Below are 18120 nucleotides of genomic sequence, written 5' to 3' on the forward strand. Positions count from 1 at the left end.
GCCGCGAGACTATCGGCCACGGCTCTGCCGCGGCGGGTGTGGCCCAGAAGACGCGCCGCCACCCGGCCCCGGCCGGGCGGCATCCGGGCCGGCGCGGGCCGCATCAGCGTCGATGCCCGCCGGGTCGTCGGCCGGATCCGGCCGTGCGTGCGGCGGCAACCCGTCCGGTACGCCCACCGCCGGCTCCGACCGGGCGGGCCCGCCCGGCTCCCGGTTGACGGGCACGGGCTGGCCGGCGCGCGGCAGCCCGTCGGGTGGGCTCACGGCACCCGCGAGCACCGGTATCTCCCGGGTGGCCACGTCCGGGCGTACCTCGGCGACGCGGTAGGTGTCGCGGCCGGCCGCCTTGGCCGCGTAGAGCGCGTCGTCGGCGGCCTCCAGCACCTCCCGCCCGGTGCTGCCGTTGTCCGGGTAGACGGCGATGCCCACCGAGACGGTCACCACGACCGGCCCGGCGTACGCCTCGACGGCGATCGGCGTATCGCGGACCGCCGCGCCGAGCCGCTCGGCCACGATCGCCGCGCCCCGCGCGTCGGTCTCCGGCAGCAGCAGCACGAACTCCTCACCGCCCTGCCGGAACGCGAGGTCGACCTCACGGATCTCGCCGCGCACCCGCCTGGCGAACTCGGCGAGCACGGTGTCCCCGGCGGCGTGCCCGTAGGTGTCGTTGACGTCCTTGAACCGGTCGAGGTCCAGGGCGAGGACGCTGAGCATCCGCCCGAAGCGGCTGGCCCGTTCCACCTCACGCCGGATCGACTCGCGCAGGTAGCGGTAGTTCCACAGCCCGGTGAGCGGGTCGGTGAGGGAGAGCCGTTGGGCCTCCTCGTGCACCCGGACGTTGTCGACCGCCACCGCCGCGTGTCCGGCGAAGGTGCGCAGGGTGGCCAGGTCGTCGTCGTCGAACTCGTCGGCGCCCAGGCGGTCGTAGAGAGCCAGCACGCCGAGCGCCGCCGCCGAGCCGGCCTCGTCGGCCGGGCCGGAGGATCCGCTGAGGGTGGCCGCGGTCGAGCCCGGGGTGGCGAACGGGACCGCGACGTACGTGCGGCAGCGCGGCTCGATGGACGGGGTGTCGGTCGGCTCCGCCCTGCCCCGCTGTGGCTCCCCGGTGGCGGCGACGGCGCCGACCACCCCGACCCCGACCGGCACCCGGAGCGTGGACGGCCCGTCCGCGTCCGCCGCCGGCCAGCGCCCGTCCAACCCCTCGGTGCACTGTGCGACGAGCATCCCGCCGGTCTCCACGAGCAGCACGGCGCCGGCCCGCGCGCCGGTGGCGCCGATGGCGCTGTGCAGGATCACCCGCAGGATGCGTTGCAGGTCGTGCGTGCTGGCCAGGGTGTCGCCGAGCACCGCGAGGTGACCGCGGAGCTGGTCGCGGTTGCTGGTCAGCGCCGCGACGTAGGCCCCGGTCTCCCGGGTCATCCGGTTGAACGCGGCGGCCAGCCGGCCCAACTCGTCGCGGCTGCGGACCGGAACCCGGGCGGTCAGGTCGCCGTGGGCCACCCGGTCGACCGCGCCGGCCAACTCCATCAGCGGTCGGGTGGTCATCCGGGCCAGCCGCCAGGCGGTCAGCACGGCGAGCAACGCGGCCACCACGACCACCCCGATCAACGTGGCGTGCAGCCCCGCCGGGCGCTCACTGGGCACGGAGACCACGAGCGGCAGTGGCTGCGCGTCGGACGGCCCGATCCTGCGCACGTACCGGCCCTGGCTGGTCTCGGTCACCCGCTCACCCTTGACGGTGCTGGCGGCGGCCAGCACCGCGTCGCGTACCTCGCGGGATTCGGTCGTGTGGGTGACCCGGGCGGCGCTGGCTCCGCTGTCGAGCAGGGTGACCGCCACCCCGGTCACCGCCGCCAGCCGGGCCACGAAGGCCGGGTCGACAAGGTGCGCGGCGGTCACCGTGCCCAGCGGCGCGCCGGCGCGGTCGTGCAGGTCGACGTGGGCGGCGAGCGCGCGGACCGGGTTTGTCACATCCGTGGTCGGGCCGCCGGAGCAGTCCCGCCACGGTGTCGACGGCGCACCGGGCGAGACATAGGTGACCTGGCCGTGCACATCGGTGATCAGCACCGCGGCGACCAGGCCCCGGCCGATCAGTTGGGCGGCGGCGACGGCCGGATCCGCGCTGAGGGCCACCACGTCGGCGGTGGCGCGGAGCTGCTGGCACAGCGCGTCGACCGAGGTCCGCACGGTGGACGCCGCCACCGCCAGGCGCTCGGTGGAGCGGCTGCGGTCGACGGCGCTGACGGTGGAGGCGACGAAGAGCGCGCCGAGCAGGACCGGGCCGAGCACCACCACGAGGAAGGCTGCCGTCAACCGTCCGCGTAGCGTCACTCGGTCCCCCCGGAAGTTCCGCCTCCGTTGCTTGCGATGCTGACACAGTGCAACCGTGAGTGAGGCGTTGCGTCAGGAGTGTTGCGTGGCGGAATTTTCTGATGAAGCGGAAGTGACACGTGGGGCCAAGCGCGACGCCCGCGTCGAGGTGCTCGCCCGCCGCCGGTCACTGAGCGACCCCACCCGGGCCGTCGCCGCCGGGCGCGTGCAGGCCGAGCTGGTCACACTTGTCCGCCGGCTGCGCCCGCGCCGGATGACGGCGTACGTGCCGGTCGGCTCCGAACCGGGCGGCGCGGACCTGCCGGAGGTGCTGCGAGCTGCCCTTGCGGCCGATGCCGAGCTGCTGCTGCCGGTCCTCCTCCCCGACCTGGATCTGGACTGGGCGGCATATACCGGGCCGGAGGCCTTGATCGCCGCCGGTCGGGGTATCCGAGAGCCGGACGGTGTCCGTCTCGGGGTGACCGCCGTGGCGGGGGCGGACCTGGTGCTCGTACCGGCTCTCGCGGTCGACCGCCTCGGTCGGCGGCTCGGACGCGGCGGCGGCTCGTACGACCGGGCCCTCGCCCGGGTGCCCGAGACGACGCTGACGGTGGTGCCCCTGCACGACGGCGAGCTGGTCGAGGCGCTGCCGGCGGAGCCGCACGACCGTCGTGTCCGCGCGGTCGTCACCCCCGCCGGCGGGGTGCGTACGCTTGACGCCGGCCCGGGTACGCCGCATGATGTCGCGCCCCACACGTCCGCTGGACGAACCCGGGGCGAATGACGCACCATTGGCACTCGAATAGGTCGAGTGCCAACTGGCTGAGCCCAGATCCGGAGGAGAACGTGCCCACGTACCAGTACGCCTGCACCACGTGCGGTCACCAGCTCGAGGCGGTGCAGTCCTTCTCTGACGAGCCGCTGACCGAGTGCCCGGCGTGTCAGGGGCGGCTGCGCAAGGTCTTCAACTCGGTCGGCATCGTCTTCAAGGGTTCGGGCTTCTACCGCACCGACTCGCGCGCGTCCGGCTCCGAGGTGTCGGCCGGCGGCACAGGCGGCAAGCCGGGGAAGTCCGACTCGTCGTCCTCGGGTGCGGACTCCGGGTCGTCGGGCTCGTCCTCGTCGGGTTCGTCCTCGTCGTCGGGCTCGTCGTCCTCCGGGTCGTCGGGCTCGTCGTCGTCCGGGTCGGGTTCGTCCGGGTCGGGCTCGTCCTCGTCCGGCGGGTCGAGCGGCGGCAAGGCACCGGCGGCCAGCTCCGCGTCCTGATCCGCCAGCGCCGACTCGCTCGGCGACCGGTGATCCCCTCGAATTCACGGAAGTCGGCCTGTCCAGCTTGACCGGACACCCCGGCCTCCGTGAACCCGAGTCGATCAGCAGACCGCGCGGCTCGGCCCTTTCGCCCGCCCAGGGCGGGTGTCAACGCCCCTGGCCGGCCGAAGACGGTTTTAGCAGATCGGGCGGGCATTCGGGCGTTGTCCACAGGCCGTCCGGTTATCCACAGGCGCCGGCGAACGGCCGCCCGACCAGGGCCTGCGCCGCCTAGTCTGCCGCCCACGGGTCGTCACCACGACACCCGTGGGCGGGAGGCGACAGAGGCGATGGGCGATCCAGACTCCGCGCGGGCGTTGCGTCCGCTGCGCCGACCCACCCTGCCCGGCGGGCCTACCCTGCTCCGGGCCGGTCTGGTCGCCGCCCTGCTCGGCCTGGCCGCCACCGTCCTACACACGCCGACCGGCTGCCCGCCGGCCACCGCGCCGGCCACCGCGGGACCGACGGGAGCCGCACCCACGTCCGGGCCGGCCGCCGCTCCCGCCGCGGGGCCGACGAGAGCCGCCGCCACGTCCGGACCGGCCGCCGACGGCAGCCCGATCACCCACGGCACACCGGACGACGGCGAGGCCGGCCCCGCCGCCGCCGGCGCAACGGCCGGTCCATCGCCATCGAGCACCACCACCGGGAGCGGCGCGGCGGGTCCGCTGCCGCTGCCGAGCGGCGCTGTCGGGGTGCCGGTCCGGTTGGCCGAGCCGGCCGCCCTGGCGGTGGTCCGTCCAGGAGCCCGGGTCGATCTGCTCGCGGCGGCACCGGGCGGGGCGAGCACGGAAGCGGCGTTGCTCGCGCCCGCGGCGCTGGTGCTCGACGTGCTGGGCGCCGACACGACCGACGGGTCCTCGGCGCTCTATCTCGCGCTCCGCCCGGACCAGGCGAAACGCACGGTCGGGCTGCCGGAGGGCACCCGCTTCGCGATCGTCGTGCGCGACTGAACAGCGACGGAAGCGGGCCGCGCGGCGTCAGTCCCCGTGCGGAAGGCGTTCGGCGGGCCGCGCGGCGTCAGTCCCAGTGCGGAGGGCGTTCGGCGAGCAGCCAGTCGTCGTTGCCACGCGCCCGCTCGCCCCAGCCCCGGTCGGTGTCGTCGGAGGTCTGCTCGGGCAGCACCACGAAGTCTTCGCTCAGGTCGACGGTGCGGTCGTCGTCGGGCGCGGCCGGGGTGCCGGGGTCCATGGTGCTCACGAGCGGCAAGACTAGCGCAGCGGACGGGCTGCGGACGGGCAGCGGACCGGTCACCGACGTCGGCGCGTCACGCAGAAGCGGACGGGCCGCCGGCCGCGTTGGTAGCGTCGGACGGCGTGACGACCCCCAGCGGTGGCAGCGCCCCGGACGACTACTGGCGACGGCCCGACACCGGTGACGAATCGGTGGCGCAGCAACCCCTCGCCCCGTCCGCGAACACCCCCGCGAGCGGCTATGCCGGCCCGCCGCCGAGCGTGCCGCCGCCGACCGGTTGGCGTCCACCCGTTCATCTGCGGCCGGCGCCACCACGACGGCTGCCGCCGCAGGACATGGCCGAGCTGGACATGGCTGAGCAGCGCTCGCAGCGGGTCACCTACGGCTTCGGTGTGGCGGCCGGCGTGGTGCTCGTGGTCGTGGTCTGCCTGCTCTGCTCGCGAATCATCTTCTGACGAGCGGTCAGAGGGTGGTGCCCCAGACGGCCTCGGCGCCGCTGTGGCCGGTCAGGTAGACGTAGACCAGGGCGGCGATGGACAGCGCCACGACCGCCACCGCCAGCACGTGGGTGACAAGCGCCGGCAGCCGCGGCACCCGGGGATGCCCACTTGTCGCCACCAGCAGCAGGATGGCCGCGATCCCGAGCGGCACCACGATCCGGAACAGGATGTCGCCGTAGCGGGAGTGGTCGAAGATCTTGTCGAGGATCGGTCCCTGGAAACCCCGGGCGACAAGCGCGTCGGTGAACACCTCACCCGACTTGACGGCCACGAACGCGGTCACCGGCGCCGCCACGGCGAGGAGGCCCAGGGCCCAGTCCAGCCGGTGCCGCCACCGTGGCAGCCCCACGTACGCCATGGCCAGCACCGCCAGCAGCGGCACGAACACGACGACCGCGTGGACCACCAGGACGTGTCCCGGTAGACCGAGGATCTCCTCGAACATCGAACCCTCCAGGTGGATCATGGTCAGGAGAGGGCCAGCGTACGGTCCGCCGGCCGTCCCGAGGCTCTCGACCGGTCACACGCGCGCCGCGTCGATCGGGTTCACCGTCGCGGACCGTGGAACCGATCTTGCCGGGCTGTGTCGGTGACCACCCGGACCGGGCGACGGTTGTCGATGCTGGTCGCGCGTGCTGTCATTGGCTCATGTCCGCTGCCGAGGAGCTGCTGCGATCGAAGGGCCTGCGTGTCACGCGGCCCCGCCTCGCGGTGCTCGACGTGCTGGCCGGCGGCGGCCACCTGGAGGTCGACGAGATCAGCCGGCGCGTCCGGGAACGCCTCGACTCGGTCTCCACCCAGGCGGTGTACGACGTGCTGGGCGCGCTGTCCCGGGCCGGATTGTCCCGCCGGATCGAGCCGGCCGGCGGTCCCGCCCGCTACGAGGCACGTGTCGGCGACAACCACCATCACGTGGTCTGCCGGGGCTGCGGCGAGATCGCCGACATCGACTGCGCGGTGGGCAGCGCACCGTGTCTGGAGCCCAACGTGTCGCACGGGTTCGAGGTGGACGAGGCGGAGGTGACCTTCTGGGGTCTCTGCCCGGGCTGCCGGGCGCGCCGCTCCGCCGACGTGTGACCCGGCGGCATCGACGGGACGTGTCCGACGCGGTCGGCCCACGCGTGGCACTCTTGGGCGGTGGACTCCGATGACCTCGGCCTCTTCGGTCCAGGTTCGGTCACGTGGAAGGTGCACGAGGAGCCGATCCTGATCGTCGCCGGCCTGCGCTCGCTCTACCTCCAGGCGTTGCACCCCCGGGCGATGGCCGGGGTCGCGCAGAACAGCAACTACCGCACCGACGCCTGGGGCCGCCTGCTCCGCACGGCCACCTACGTCGCGACCACCGTCTACGGGACCACGGCCGAGGCGGAGGCGGCCGGAGCCCGGCTCCGCCGGCTGCACGACCGGCTGCGGGCCACCGACCCGCACACCGGCGAGGAGTTCCGGATCGACGAGCCGGAGCTGCTGCGCTGGGTGCATGTCACCGAGGTCGAGTCGTTCCTCAGCACGGCTCGACGGGCCGGTCTGCCGCTCACCGACGACGAGGTGGACGGCTACTACACCGAGCAGCGTCGCTCGGCCGCCCTGGTCGGTCTGGATCCGGCCACCGTGCCGGGCACCGCGGCCGAGGTCGCCGACTACTACCGCGCCGTACGGCCGCAGTTGCGGATGACCAGGGAGGCCGCCGAGACGGCGCTCTTCCTCACCGCCCCGCCGCTGCCGTGGAAGCTCAGCCTGCCGGCCCGGTTGGGGCTCACCCTCGGCCCGCCACGGTGGGCGTACCTGGGGATCGCCGGCACCGCCTTCGCGCTGCTGCCGGCCTGGGCGCACCGCATGTACGGCGGGCTCGGTCTGCCCACCACCGCGGTGTCGGCGGACCTGACCGTGCGCGCGCTGCGGCTCGCGTTCGCCGCCGTGCCCCGTCGCTATCTGGAGGGCCCGTTGATCCAGGCCGCCAAGGAGCGAGCCGCGCGGCACGCCGCCACCCCGCTGGCCGGCTGACCCGCCGCCGCCACCGGAGGTCAGCCGTCGGCGTGCCGGTCCATGGCCGCCCACGGCTCCTTGCCCGGCACCTGCGCCCCGGTCGGGCAGTGCCGCCGGAAGTCGCACCACCCACAGCGCGGGCCGGGTGCCACCGGGAACGTCTCGTCCGCGTCGGCGCCGTCCGCGACCGCCCGTTCGGCGGCCATGATGTCGCGGGCCGTCTCCTCCGCGCGGGTCAACTGCCGGGCCAGCGATTCGACTGTGTGGTCGTGGCCGGCGACCGTGCCGGTCGGCAGGTGGTGCAGCTCCACCCGGCGGCACGGCCGGCGGAACACCCGCTCGGCCGCGTACGCGTAGAGGGCCAACGCCTGTGAACCCCGCGCGTCGTCGGCGTCCAGCCCGGTGCGACCGGTCTTGTAGTCGACGATGACCAGCTCGGGCCCGTCCGGCCCGGGACGCGAGTCGATCCGGTCGGCGCGACCGTTGAAGGCCAGCACGGCGGTCTTGACCGCCACCACCCGCTCCACGCCGAGCGGGTCGGAGTCGGCCTCAAGCGTTTCGACGTACGCCTCCAACCAGCCCAACGCCCGCCGGTAGGCGGCCCGCTCCTGCTCGTCGTCGCGGTAACCCTCGCGGACCCAGGTGCCCTTGAGCAGGGTGGCCAGGGCTTCGGGGCGACGCCGGTCGGCGGGCAGCGCATACCAGTTTTTCAGGGCGGTGTGCACGCTGGCGCCGAGCGAGTTGTGCGCCCACGGCGGACCCTTGGGCGGGGCCGGCCGGTCGACGTAGGAGTAGCGGTAGCGGCGCGGGCAGTCCGCGTACGCGCCGAGTCTGCTCGGTGTGCAGACGAACAGGCGCTCCGGCATGCCTTCGAAGCCAAGCTGCTCGGCATCGCCGGCGCGCTGTCGGGGAGCCCGGCCACCGGCCGCCGGCCGTCCCGCTGAGGAGGATCGTCGCACGCCTGCGATCCTGCCACCCACCACCGACACCTGGCGTACGCCGGTCAGGTCATGTTGACGTACTGCGTGACGAAGGCGAACACCGCGTCGGCGATGAGCTGGACGGCGATCGCGGCCAGCAGCAGGCCGGCGATCCTGGTCAGCACCTCGATGCCACCCGGCCGGAGGATCTTCACGATGCCGCCGGAGAAGCGGAGGACGATCCAGACCGCAAGCATCACGGCGAGGATCGCCACGGCGATGGCCGTGAAGTCGCCCCACCCGTCGGCCTGTTGGACGAAGAGCATTGTCGCCACGATGGCGCCCGGACCGGCCAGCAGCGGGGTGCCGAGCGGCACCAGGGCGATGTTCGAGGTGGCGTCCGAGCTCGGGCCGTCGGTCTTCCCGGTGAGCAGCTCCAGGGCGACGAGCACGAGCAGCAGCCCACCGGCCGCCTGCAACGCCGGCAGGTCGACGTGCAGATAGTCCAGCAGGGTCTGCCCCGCCACCGCGAAGACCACGATCACGCCCAGTGCCAGCGTGACGGCCTGCCAGGCGGCCCGGTTGCGGTCACGGGCGGGCAGCGGGCCGGTCAACGCCAGGAAGATCGGCATCATGCCCGGCGGGTCGGTGATCACCAGCAGGGTCACGAAGACCTCGCCGAACAGCTTCAGATCCACGTGATCAACCTAGCCGCGGCGCAGTGGGCGAAATACCCGGATCACCCCGAAGCGACCTCGGTCACCCCGGCGGTAACGATCCGCTCGTACGCGTCGACGCTCGTGCTGAAGGCGCCGAGCGTGACGGTCTTGTGGGTGCCGTGGAAATCCGAGGAGCCGGTGACGAACAGGCCCAACTCGGCGGCAAGCGTCCGCACGTGCTCCCGTTCGGCCGGGCTGTGGTCCTCGTGGTCGGCCTCGAGCCCGGCCAGCCCCGCGACGGCCAACTCGGCGATCAACTCGTCGGGCACCACCCGCCCGCGCCGAGTGGCCCGGGGGTGGGCGAAGACCGGCACGCCGCCGGCCGACCGGACCAGGCGGATCGCCCGGAACACGTCGATGTCGTCCTTCGGCAGCCGGTAGCGTTCGCCCAGCCAGTCCGGGCCGAACGCCTCGCGGGTGCTGCCGACGAGGCCGGCCCGGATCAGCGCCTGCGCGATGTGCGGGCGGCCCACGGTGCCCCCGTCTGCACCGGCCAGGATGTCCGGCCAGCTCACGTCGATGCCGTCGGCGCGCAGCAGCTCGACGATCCGTTCGCCGCGCTCCTCCCGGGCGGCCCGCACCCGGCCCAGCTCGGCGGCCAGTTCCGGGTGGTCCGGGTCGAACAGGTACGCGAGCAGGTGCAGCGGCACCGCCGGCCGGGTCCCGGACCATCGACAGGACAGCTCCGCCCCGCGGATCAGGCGTAGTCCCGGCGGCAGCGCGTCCACGGCCGGCGCCCAGCCGGCGGTGGTGTCGTGGTCGGTGATCGCCAGCACGTCGAGTCCCGCCTCGGCGGCGGCCCGTACCAGCTCGGCCGGGGGCAGCGTGCCGTCGCTCGCCGTCGAGTGGGTGTGCAGGTCGATGCGCGGGGCGGAGCCGGTACGCGAGGTCACCGCCCGACGCTACCGAGGAACAACCGAGCCCGACTCACGGAGGTCACCCCGACCGCGTGGCTCAGAGGCCGGCCACCAGGACCGGCCGGTCCCCGGCCGGCACGCCGGGAACCGCGGCCGGGCTCGCGGGTTGGCCGGCCCGCACCCGGTGGACGTCGACCTGGACCAGCTCGCCGGCGGCGTCGAGGTAGGAGGCGTGGGACGCGTCGGTCCAGACGACCGTGCCGGTCATCGGTGGCCCGGCCGAAACGGCGGTCGGGCTCGACCTGAGCCGCCGCAGGTCGATCAGCAGCGCCTGACCGGCCTTGCCGATCCGCCCGTTCACCAGCAGCCACCGCCCGTCGGCGGAGATGCCGCCGACGCCGTCCTGGCTGAGGTCCGGTCCGCAACCGGTCTCGACCGGGCGCAGGCCGCGGGTCGGGTCGAGCAGCGCCAGGCAGGTCCCGCCCGCGGCGGTGGAGATCTGCCCGACGAGCCGCCCGTCGGGCAGCCCTCCGTAGAAGTTGAGGGTCTCCTGGTCGACGGCCTCGGTCAACGGCCCCGCGCCGGGCCGCCAGAGGGCGTGGCCGGCGTCCGCCGGGTCAGGTCGGACCAGCACGCTGTCGCCGACGAACCGGACGGGCACCGCGCCGGCGGGCGCCGGGGTACGCGCCGCACCGATGAGCTGACCGCCGACCACACCCGCCACCAGCAGATCGTTGCCGTCCCGCCAGGCGACCTGACGGCTGTCCGGGGCCAGGACGATCGAACCCGCCCCGGCCAGCAGCACCTGCGCCAGGCCGTCGTTCTGCACCACGCGCAGGGAGCGGCCCGAGTTGGTCTGCGTACTGATCACCAACCAACCGCCGCCGCCGGGCAGGAGCTGGGCGTGTTCGGCCGCCCCGACGTCGGGCAGCACCAGCCGTCGTCCGTCGACGCCGACCAGGGTCTCGGTCCCGAGCAGAGCCGCCGACGGTCCGGGCGAGGGATCGGCGCCGGGAACGCTCGCCGTCGGGATCGGCCGACCGGACGGGTCCGGGTCGCCGATCACCACGATGGGCGCCCCGTCGCGTCCGGTCTCGGCACCGAGCTGTGCCATGCCGGCGCTGAGCACGACTGTGGCGACCGCCCCGACGGCGAGACCGGCGGCGGTGCGCCGACGCCGGATCCGGTTCGCGCGGCGGATGGCCTGGCCCGCCGGGTCGACGCCCAGCGGGCGGGCAACGGCGACCTGGTGCGAGAGGGTCTCCCGCACCGCACCTTCGAGTTCGTCAGGCCGCACCTGATAAGAACGCCGCGGGCCGTCCGTCAGGTTGTCGGGCCGGCCTGGCAATGCGCTCACTGCTGCTCCCCGGGGCCGGTGCCGACGGGCACGGGCGCCGGGGCGGAGGGGAGCACAACCTGCGGGCCGATCGGCTGCGGCGCGGCCGGACGGGGGGTGGCCGGGCGGGGCACGGGTCGGCCGGACGCCTGCCGGGCCCCGAGCGTGGCGGCGGCATCGGCGGCCGGGACCGCCCCGGTCGGGACGCCCGAGCCGCCGGACCGGGCGGCACCGGTAGTGACCGACCGACCGGCGGCACCGGCAGTGGCCGGGCGGCCAGCGGCACCGGCTGTCGCCGGCCGACCGGCATTGCCGGCAGTGGCCGGCCGACCGGCATTGCCGGCTGCGGCGGTGAGGTCCGGTGCGGCGGGGCCCATTCGACGGCGCAGCGTGGCCAGCGCCCGGGACGCCTGACTCTTCACCGTGCCCGGTGAGATGTTCAGCATCGCGGCGGTCTGCGCCTCCGACATGTCCTCGTAGTAGCGCAGCACCAGCACCGCCCGCTGCCGGGTGGGCAACTCCCGCAGGTGCCGCCAGAGCAGGTCCCGGTCGAGTTGCTGCGCGATCTCGTCGACACCGGCCCGTTCCGGCAGCACCTCGGTGGGGCGTTCACCGTGCCAGCGTCGCCGCCACCAACTGGTCGACGTGTTGACCATCACACGCCGGGCGTACGACTCGACGGCCTCGATCCCCCCGAGCCGCTTCCACGCGAGGTAGGTCTTGGTCAGCGCGGTCTGGAGCAGATCCTCGGCCGTGGCCCAGTCTCCGGTGAGCAGATATGCGGTGCGCAGGAGCGCGGCGGAGCGGGCCGCGACGAACTCGCGGAACTGCTCCTCCAACGGGTCCCTGCTGCCCACCGCCCACCTCCACGCCCCAGCCGTCCTGGCAGAGTGCCACGTCAGAGGCGTTCCGGTCCACGGCGAAAGGTGCGCACTTGCTCCGATGTTCGGTCGGAAACCTTCACGCCCCGTCGTCGGCCTTGGCCTCGTCGGCCTCCTTGCCGAGCCGTGCCTCGACTGCCTGCGGCTCGTACATCTCCTCGACCACACGCAGGTAGAGCTCGTTCGGGTTGGGCAGGTTCTTGACCTCGCGGAGCGCCTGCTCCTGGCCGGCGGACTCCAGCACGAAGGTGCCGTAGTTGAGGGCACGCCCCGTCGGCGTCTGCTCGTACTTCATGTCGGTGACCCGGACCAGTGGCATCATCGCCACCTTGCGGGTGACGATGCCGTTGACCACCATGACCCGCTTGTTGGTCAGGATGAAGCGGTCATACCACCAGTCGGCGACCTTCCACGCCACCCACCCCATGACGGCGAACCAGAGCAGCACGGCGATGGTGGTCAACGCGCCCACGTCGTTACCGGCGAGGAAGCCGGAGAGGTAGCCGAGCACGAAGGTCGCCGCGACGCCGATGAGAAGCGGGTTGGTGAGGTGGATCCAGTGCCGCTTCCACTCACCCCGGTAGCGCTCGGTGGGGAAGAGGTAGCGGGCGACGAGTGAGCTGGGCTCGTCCTCCAGGGGCAGCACCCGCCGAGGAGTCGCGCCTGTCGCGTCGGCGCGCAACCCGGCCAGCTCGTCCTCGGAGATCTGCGGCTGCTGGTAGCCGGCCTCCGGGTCGCGCATCCACGTTCGACCCGAACGACCCTGGCCGGCATAGCCGGGCCCGTCGCCATAGCCGACGTCGTCCGAAAGGGACGGACCGTCGGACAGGCCGGGACCGGCCCCGTAGTCCGGGCCGTCATCAGGCCCGATCCGTGGGATCGGCTCGGTGTCTCGCTCGCGACGTTCCCGGTCGGGGTCGTCCGGGTCGAAGGGTGGACCGGAAGGGCTGCCCATCGGCGGTTAAGCGACGAGGCTGGTGAAGAAGTCGCCGAACCCCTGGGCGATATCCATGATCCCGCCGCCGAGCGACTTGAACACGTCCGCCGCAGAGTTTGGCCGGTAGGCGACGAAGAAGATCAAGAATGCGATTCCGGCCCAGGTGAGGACCTTCTTGACCATGGCGGGCCATCCTCTCGCGCGGCGCCGGGTCCCATTACCGCAGCGGCACCCAGAGTATCAGTGTGGTGTCGTACAGTGAAGATCTGCGTCCGTTCTCCGTCAATCCGAAAGGCTTGTCAAGCCCTGCCGGGTAGGTACGGAGACGGTGCGCCGTACACGAGCTCGGGCGGAGTCCACTCGGTCAGGTCGTGCAACACGACCTCTTCCGCGAGGAGATGACCCGCACTCGCCGGCCAGGCTATCGCATGGAGCCACATTCCCCGAGCTTCGCCGGCGTACGCGCTTCGATCCGTCGGAGAATTAACCAACCACAGTGGAGTTGGATGCCCGCCGACGCGGATTTTGGCCTGGCCCACATGGTCGGGGTGGCCCGGCCCCGGGTCGGTGAGCGCGCCGGCCAGCTGCGGTCCCGGATCCGGGCCGGCGAGTCCGGCGAGGCGGGTGCCCAGGCCGACGCCCGGCTCCTCGGCCACGAAGACCAGATCCGCCGGGCCACCGCCGAGCGGCGCCGGGCCGGCGCAGGCCACCGCGGTCGCCCGCACGCCCGTCCGCTCGTCCCCGGCGTACGCCACGCCGGTGAGCGTCCAGCCGGCCGGCAGCGGCCACGGGCACCACAACGGCGTCACCGGCGGGTCAGTGGTCGCGGTGATCCGCTCCACCACGCTCGCCACGATCTCCGCTCCGATGTGCTCGGGCACGTGCAGTGGAGGCACCGGGCCGCACCGCAGACACCTGGAGTCGGTGTGCATCAGATCCGGCGCCCGTACCGGGCTCCCGCATCTCGGACAACTCACCGCGACACTCACATCTCCACCGTCGTCCCCCACCGGCGGCACGTCAAGCCGGAACGTCCGATTCGGCACCCCGGCGCGACTCAGTCCGGTGGCGCGCCGGCGTGGGCACGAATCCAGGCGTGCATCGCGATACCGCTGGCCACGCCCGCGTTGATCGACCTCGTCGAGCCGTACTGGGCGATGGAGTAGAGCTTGTCGCACGCTTCGCGGGCCGGCGCGGAGAGGCCCGGTCCCTCCTGGCCGAACAGCAGCACACAGTTCCGGGGCAGGGTGCCGGTCTCCAGTGGGAGCGAGCCGGGCAGGTTGTCGATGCCGTACACCGGCAGCCGCCGATCGGCCGCCCAGGCGACGAACTCCTCGATGGTCTCGTGGTGCCGCACGTGCTGGTACCGATCGGTCACCATGGCGCCGCGCCGGTTCCACCGGCGCCGCCCGACGATGTGCACCTCGGCGGCGTTGAACGCGTTGGCGTTGCGGACCACGGTGCCGATGTTGAAGTCGTGCTGCCAGTTTTCGATCGCCACGTGGAAGCCGTGCCGGTGCCGGTCCAGGTCGGCCACGATCGCCTCGTGCCGCCAGTAGCGGTAGCGGTCGACGACGTTGCGCCGGTCCCCCTCCGCCAGCAACTGCGGGTCGTAACGACTGTCGTCCGGTGGGTCCCCCGGCCAGGGGCCCACGCCCACCTCAGGCTGGTCGTCGGTCACGGTCATCAGAGGGTACGGACCGACCCCGCCAGCCGCACAGTCAGCCCAGCCCGAGCGCGGCACCGAGTCGGTCCAGGAAGCGCCGGTCCGCCGGGGTGGCGGGTTGGTCCGCCCGGCGTTCGCCGGGGCCGGGCACCGCACGGCAGACCCGGGCCGCGACCGACTGCACCCACTGGCGGTACGCGGCCGAGTCCGCGGGGTCGGCGCGCCGCCCGAGGACCCGGCCCGCCGTCCGACAGGCGGCAAGCACGTCCACCAGATCGGTGCGGCGTTCGGCGGGCGGCGAGGCGCCGTCGTGGCGGGCGTAGATGGCGGCGACCACCGCACGCACCAGGTCGCTGTCCGAGGCTCGGCCCGCGGCGACGGCATCCAGGCCGGCCAGACCCGCCCTGACCCCCCGATCCGGGCGACCGGGGTCGGGGGCCGCGGTGGCCACGAGGACCCGACCGGGCAGGCTGACGAGCAGATCCCACTCGGCGGCGGAGTAGACAGCTGTGGTCAGGGGCGCGGCTCGACGGCCGGCAGAGGGCGGCTCTCCGGCGACGGAGTGGCTCATCGGAACCTCCGGCGTCAGCATATGTCCCAGGCGACCCGGACGACGCCCCTTCACCGCAGAACCCGCTGCCGGGGTGGGGCGGTCCGGCGCGCGACAACCCTCGGCCCGGCGCGCCGCTCAGCGTGGCTCGGGGAAGCTGGGCCGCTCCGGGTCCACGCCCTCGGGGACGGTGCTGGCCGCGTACTCCCGCTTGGGGACCATGACCTTGCGCCGGAAGACGCAGACCATCGTGCCGTCCTGGTTGTAGCCGCGGGTCTCCACCGACACCACGCCCCGGTCGGGCTTGGAACCGGACTCACGCTTGTCCAGCACCGTGGTCTCGCCGTAGATGGTGTCGCCGTGGAAGGTCGGCGCGACGTGCCGCAGCGACTCGACCTCCAGGTTGGCGATCGCCTTCCCGCTCACGTCCGGCACCGACATGCCGAGCAGCAGGGAGTAGATGTAGTTGCCGACCACGACGTTGCGCGCGAACTGGCTGGATGTCGCGGCGTAGTGCGCGTCCAGGTGCAGCGGGTGGTGGTTCATGGTGAGCAGGCAGAAGAGGTGGTCGTCGTACTCGGTCACGGTCTTGCCCGGCCAGTGCCGGTAGACCGCGCCGACCTCGAACTCCTCGTAGTAGCGGCCGAACTGCATCCTGGTCCCCTTCGACGGGTGGCGATGGAGTTCGGCACAGCATGCCTTACCGATGGTTAAGGAAACCGACCGGGAGCGACAGTGGCGGAAATGTCACGCCTGTCACTCAACCGGGGGGAGACGCAATGAGCGGCGGGGCCCTCCCCGGCACCCGCCGCCCACGCTCTGATGGGGAGAATTCTGCCCCACGGAAGCGTGGATCGGACAGAGATCGAGGTCACATTTATCTTTTTGTAACACTACTCTCCGTGACGGAGCGAGGGTTGATCGGCGATCTTCCCAGGCCGGATACCTCCTCGTCAGGCACCAAGTTACCGATTCGTAGTGCGTACTGGGGTGGATCTCCCTGGAACCGCTCCCATCACCGCAGGTCACGCAAGTGCGTCATGCATTTGCGTTCCGCAGATCGAGATGAACAGACGTAGGTCGATGACCCTCGCCACCCCCCGGCAGGCCGCGCACGTTTCGGGTCCGACCGCCCGGGAATTCGATACGGTCAGCCCTGGTTCTACGGGACGTAGACAAACCGCGGTGATCGGAGAGTGCAATGGCAACCGTTGAGCTGACCTCGACGAACTTCGACGAGGTGACCGGCAACGACGGCATCGTCCTGGTCGACTTCTGGGCCGACTGGTGTGGTCCGTGCAAGCGGTTCGCCCCGGTCTACGAGCGCTCCTCGGAGAAGCACCAGAACATCGTCTTCGGCAAGGTCGACACCGAGGCTCAGCAGGAGCTGGGCGCGAAGTTCGACATCCGGTCGATCCCGACGATCATGGCGATCCGCGACGGTGTGATCGTCTTCTCCCAGCCGGGCGCCCTTCCGGAGTCCGCCCTGGAAAACCTGATCGAGCAGGTCGAGGCGCTGGACATGGACGACGTCCGTAAGCAGCTCGCCGAGCACAACCACTGAGTCGTCTCCACGACGGCATCCCAAGGCCGGGCCCGACGCGGGCCCGGCCTTCGTCGTACCCCCTCCGTGATCATCTGCCTGGGCAGGCCCAACTGACCGTCGGAGGGACCCGGGGCGGCCGGTACATCCCGTATCGTCACGACCTGAGACCCTGACCACCCACGGGCGCGTGACCCGGCTGGGCGCGACCGCACTCGTTCTCGTCCTGCTGCTCGTCGGCACCTTCTGGGGCAGCGACGACGACTTCCCGTTCGGCCCGTTCCGGATGTACTCCACCTCCAACCCGCCGAACGCGCCAGCGCCGGACACCCGGGTCGAGGGCGTGACCGGCACGGGCGCCGTGGTCGACCTCGACCAGGACGCGACAGGCATCCGCCGGGCCGAGATCAAGGGACAGCAGGACCGGTACGCCGCCGACCCAACTCTGCTCGCCGAGGTCGCCGACGCGTACGCCGAACGCCACCCGGATGCCGCCGCGCTCGTCGAGATCCGCATCGTCATCCGCTGGCACGGCATCCGCGCGGGCCGACCGACCGGCAGGCACACCGACGAGACAGTGGTCCGCTGGCAGGCCCCCCGATGAGCCGCTGGCTGACCGAGGCCGTTCCGCGCGGTCGCATCGCCGCGTTCCGGACCGTGATCTACCTCTTCGTCGCCGCCGACCTGGTGCTCTTCACCCCCTGGGTGCGCACCCGGGTCAGCGTGCCCGGCGACCTGTACCAGCCGCTACTGGTCGGCCGGCTACTCCCCCTGCCGACGCCGACCCCGGCGCTGGTGGCGGTCATCTTCTGGTCGCTGCTGCTGCTCGCCCTCCTCGCCGCGACCGGGCGTGCGCCCCGACTGCTCGGCTGGGCGGTCTGCGCGCTGTACCTGGAGTGGATGATCATCGCGATGAGCTACGGAAAGGTCGACCACGACCGATTCGGGTTGCTCGTCGCGCTTGCCGTCCTGCCCACCGCCGGTCGAGCCCGACACGGTGACACCACCCGCACCGAGGCCGGCGGGTGGGCCCTGCGCGTCACCCAACTCGCGGTGATCTGCACGTACTTCCTGGCCGCCTGGGCCAAGCTGCGCTTCGGCGGCCTGGACTGGCTCACCGGCTCGGTGCTGGCCCGCGCGATCATCCGGCGGGGCACCGACCTGGCCGACCTCATCGCCCAGGTGCCGTACCTGCTGATCGTCGCCCAGTTCGGCATCGTCGCCTTCGAACTGTTCAGCCCGCTGGTGTTCCTGCTGCCGGCCCGCTGGCGGCTGGCCATGGTCGGCTTCTTCTACTCGTTCCACGTGGTCACCATCGCGACCATCACCATCTCGTTCGCGCCGCACCTGGCGGCGATGACCAGCTTCCTGCCGCTGGAGCGGGTCCGCCCGCTGGTGTGGGCGCGCCGGACCATC

The 18120-nt window shown here is 72.7% G+C and carries 22 protein-coding genes and 1 pseudogene; 8 read left to right on the forward strand and 15 right to left on the reverse strand.

Annotated features, from left to right (window positions below; genetic code table 11):
• Positions 1-9 precede the first annotated feature (9 nt).
• Positions 10-2331 (reverse strand): diguanylate cyclase, encoded by a 2322-nt coding sequence (locus ACPXBU_RS13880; protein WP_425758301.1) that lies wholly within the window; start codon positions 2329-2331, stop codon positions 10-12.
• An 85-nt stretch (positions 2332-2416) separates the two neighbouring features.
• On the opposite strand from ACPXBU_RS13880, the gene ACPXBU_RS13885 reads away from it, so the two are divergent.
• Together ACPXBU_RS13885 and ACPXBU_RS13890 are read left to right on the forward strand one after the other, a co-directional pair.
• Positions 2417-3094: a 5-formyltetrahydrofolate cyclo-ligase gene (locus ACPXBU_RS13885; protein ID WP_425758302.1), complete on the forward strand. Its 678-nt coding sequence runs from the start codon at positions 2417-2419 to the stop codon at positions 3092-3094.
• Positions 3091-3249, forward strand: a pseudogene (locus ACPXBU_RS13890) (FmdB family zinc ribbon protein); the annotation flags it as partial. The gene ACPXBU_RS13885 and the pseudogene ACPXBU_RS13890, both read left to right, overlap by 4 nt.
• Positions 3250-3311: 62 nt before the next feature.
• Here ACPXBU_RS13890 and ACPXBU_RS13895 read toward each other — a convergent pair.
• Positions 3312-3548 carry a hypothetical protein gene (locus ACPXBU_RS13895; protein WP_425758379.1) on the reverse strand — a complete coding sequence of 79 codons (237 nt, stop codon included), beginning with the start codon at positions 3546-3548 and terminating at the stop codon, positions 3312-3314.
• Positions 3549-3908: 360 nt separating this feature from the next.
• Between ACPXBU_RS13895 and ACPXBU_RS13900 the strand changes: the two genes are divergently transcribed.
• Entirely contained in the window at positions 3909-4571 is a 663-nt protein-coding gene (locus ACPXBU_RS13900; protein WP_425758303.1) for a flagellar biosynthesis protein FlgA, read from the forward strand.
• Between the two features lie 67 nt (positions 4572-4638).
• Here ACPXBU_RS13900 and ACPXBU_RS13905 read toward each other — a convergent pair whose 3' ends face one another.
• On the reverse strand, positions 4639-4818 hold the full coding sequence (locus tag ACPXBU_RS13905) for a hypothetical protein (protein ID WP_393366142.1): 180 nt from the start codon (positions 4816-4818) through the stop codon (positions 4639-4641).
• A 116-nt stretch (positions 4819-4934) separates the two neighbouring features.
• On the opposite strand from ACPXBU_RS13905, the gene ACPXBU_RS13910 reads away from it, so the two are divergent.
• The gene (locus ACPXBU_RS13910) at positions 4935-5267 is read left to right on the forward strand and encodes a hypothetical protein (protein WP_393366139.1); all 333 of its coding nucleotides are present in this window, start codon (positions 4935-4937) and stop codon (positions 5265-5267) included.
• Between the two features lie 7 nt (positions 5268-5274).
• On the opposite strand, the gene ACPXBU_RS13915 is transcribed toward ACPXBU_RS13910, so the two are convergent.
• On the reverse strand, positions 5275-5757 hold the full coding sequence (locus tag ACPXBU_RS13915; protein ID WP_425758375.1) for a DUF2231 domain-containing protein: 483 nt from the start codon (positions 5755-5757) through the stop codon (positions 5275-5277).
• 203 nt (positions 5758-5960) lie between these two features.
• Here ACPXBU_RS13915 and ACPXBU_RS13920 point away from each other — a divergent pair, with 203 nt between their 5' ends.
• Both ACPXBU_RS13920 and ACPXBU_RS13925 read left to right on the forward strand, forming a co-directional pair.
• Entirely contained in the window at positions 5961-6389 is a 429-nt protein-coding gene (locus ACPXBU_RS13920) for a Fur family transcriptional regulator (RefSeq protein ID WP_393366137.1), read from the forward strand.
• A gap of 60 nt (positions 6390-6449) precedes the next feature.
• Complete coding sequence (locus ACPXBU_RS13925) at positions 6450-7313, forward strand: oxygenase MpaB family protein (RefSeq protein WP_393366135.1); 864 nt, start codon at positions 6450-6452, stop codon at positions 7311-7313.
• Between the two features lie 20 nt (positions 7314-7333).
• On the opposite strand, the gene ACPXBU_RS13930 is transcribed toward ACPXBU_RS13925, so the two are convergent.
• The 11 genes from ACPXBU_RS13930 to ACPXBU_RS13980 all read right to left on the reverse strand — a co-directional run bounded on the left by ACPXBU_RS13930 (position 7334) and on the right by ACPXBU_RS13980 (position 15815).
• Positions 7334-8254 carry a RecB family exonuclease gene (locus tag ACPXBU_RS13930; protein WP_393366133.1) on the reverse strand — a complete coding sequence of 307 codons (921 nt, stop codon included), beginning with the start codon at positions 8252-8254 and terminating at the stop codon, positions 7334-7336.
• A gap of 44 nt (positions 8255-8298) precedes the next feature.
• Positions 8299-8913, reverse strand: a complete 615-nt coding sequence (locus ACPXBU_RS13935; protein ID WP_357411638.1) for a MarC family protein — start codon at positions 8911-8913, stop codon at positions 8299-8301.
• 41 nt (positions 8914-8954) lie between these two features.
• Positions 8955-9827, reverse strand: coding sequence for a PHP domain-containing protein (locus ACPXBU_RS13940; protein ID WP_425758304.1), 873 nt, complete (start codon positions 9825-9827; stop codon positions 8955-8957).
• 61 nt (positions 9828-9888) lie between these two features.
• Positions 9889-11148 carry a hypothetical protein gene (locus tag ACPXBU_RS13945; RefSeq protein WP_425758305.1) on the reverse strand — a complete coding sequence of 420 codons (1260 nt, stop codon included), beginning with the start codon at positions 11146-11148 and terminating at the stop codon, positions 9889-9891.
• On the reverse strand, positions 11145-11984 hold the full coding sequence (locus tag ACPXBU_RS13950; protein WP_425758306.1) for a SigE family RNA polymerase sigma factor: 840 nt from the start codon (positions 11982-11984) through the stop codon (positions 11145-11147). Before ACPXBU_RS13950 ends, ACPXBU_RS13945 begins: the two co-directional genes overlap by 4 nt.
• Positions 11985-12087: 103 nt before the next feature.
• Positions 12088-12963, reverse strand: a complete 876-nt coding sequence (locus tag ACPXBU_RS13955; RefSeq protein WP_393366126.1) for a PH domain-containing protein — start codon at positions 12961-12963, stop codon at positions 12088-12090.
• A gap of 6 nt (positions 12964-12969) precedes the next feature.
• A complete protein-coding gene (locus ACPXBU_RS13960) occupies positions 12970-13128 on the reverse strand; it encodes a hypothetical protein (RefSeq protein WP_007455302.1) in 159 nt (52 codons plus the stop codon).
• A 116-nt stretch (positions 13129-13244) separates the two neighbouring features.
• Positions 13245-13991 carry a DUF6758 family protein gene (locus tag ACPXBU_RS13965; RefSeq protein WP_425758307.1) on the reverse strand — a complete coding sequence of 249 codons (747 nt, stop codon included), beginning with the start codon at positions 13989-13991 and terminating at the stop codon, positions 13245-13247.
• Positions 13992-14002: 11 nt separating this feature from the next.
• Positions 14003-14626 carry a TrmH family RNA methyltransferase gene (locus ACPXBU_RS13970; protein WP_425758376.1) on the reverse strand — a complete coding sequence of 208 codons (624 nt, stop codon included), beginning with the start codon at positions 14624-14626 and terminating at the stop codon, positions 14003-14005.
• A 40-nt stretch (positions 14627-14666) separates the two neighbouring features.
• The gene (locus tag ACPXBU_RS13975; protein WP_425758308.1) at positions 14667-15182 is read right to left on the reverse strand and encodes a hypothetical protein; all 516 of its coding nucleotides are present in this window, start codon (positions 15180-15182) and stop codon (positions 14667-14669) included.
• Positions 15183-15299: 117 nt separating this feature from the next.
• Entirely contained in the window at positions 15300-15815 is a 516-nt protein-coding gene (locus ACPXBU_RS13980; RefSeq protein ID WP_393366118.1) for a MaoC family dehydratase, read from the reverse strand.
• A 547-nt stretch (positions 15816-16362) separates the two neighbouring features.
• Between ACPXBU_RS13980 and trxA the strand changes: the two genes are divergently transcribed.
• Both trxA and ACPXBU_RS13990 read left to right on the forward strand, forming a co-directional pair.
• The gene (gene trxA / locus ACPXBU_RS13985) at positions 16363-16725 is read left to right on the forward strand and encodes a thioredoxin (RefSeq protein WP_425758309.1); all 363 of its coding nucleotides are present in this window, start codon (positions 16363-16365) and stop codon (positions 16723-16725) included.
• A 169-nt stretch (positions 16726-16894) separates the two neighbouring features.
• Positions 16895-17308, forward strand: a complete 414-nt coding sequence (locus tag ACPXBU_RS13990) for a hypothetical protein (RefSeq protein WP_425758310.1) — start codon at positions 16895-16897, stop codon at positions 17306-17308.
• Positions 17309-18120: the final 812 nt, after the last annotated feature.

It is taken from the genome of Micromonospora sp. DT231 (assembly GCF_049847025.1).
Classification (GTDB): domain Bacteria; phylum Actinomycetota; class Actinomycetes; order Mycobacteriales; family Micromonosporaceae; genus Micromonospora.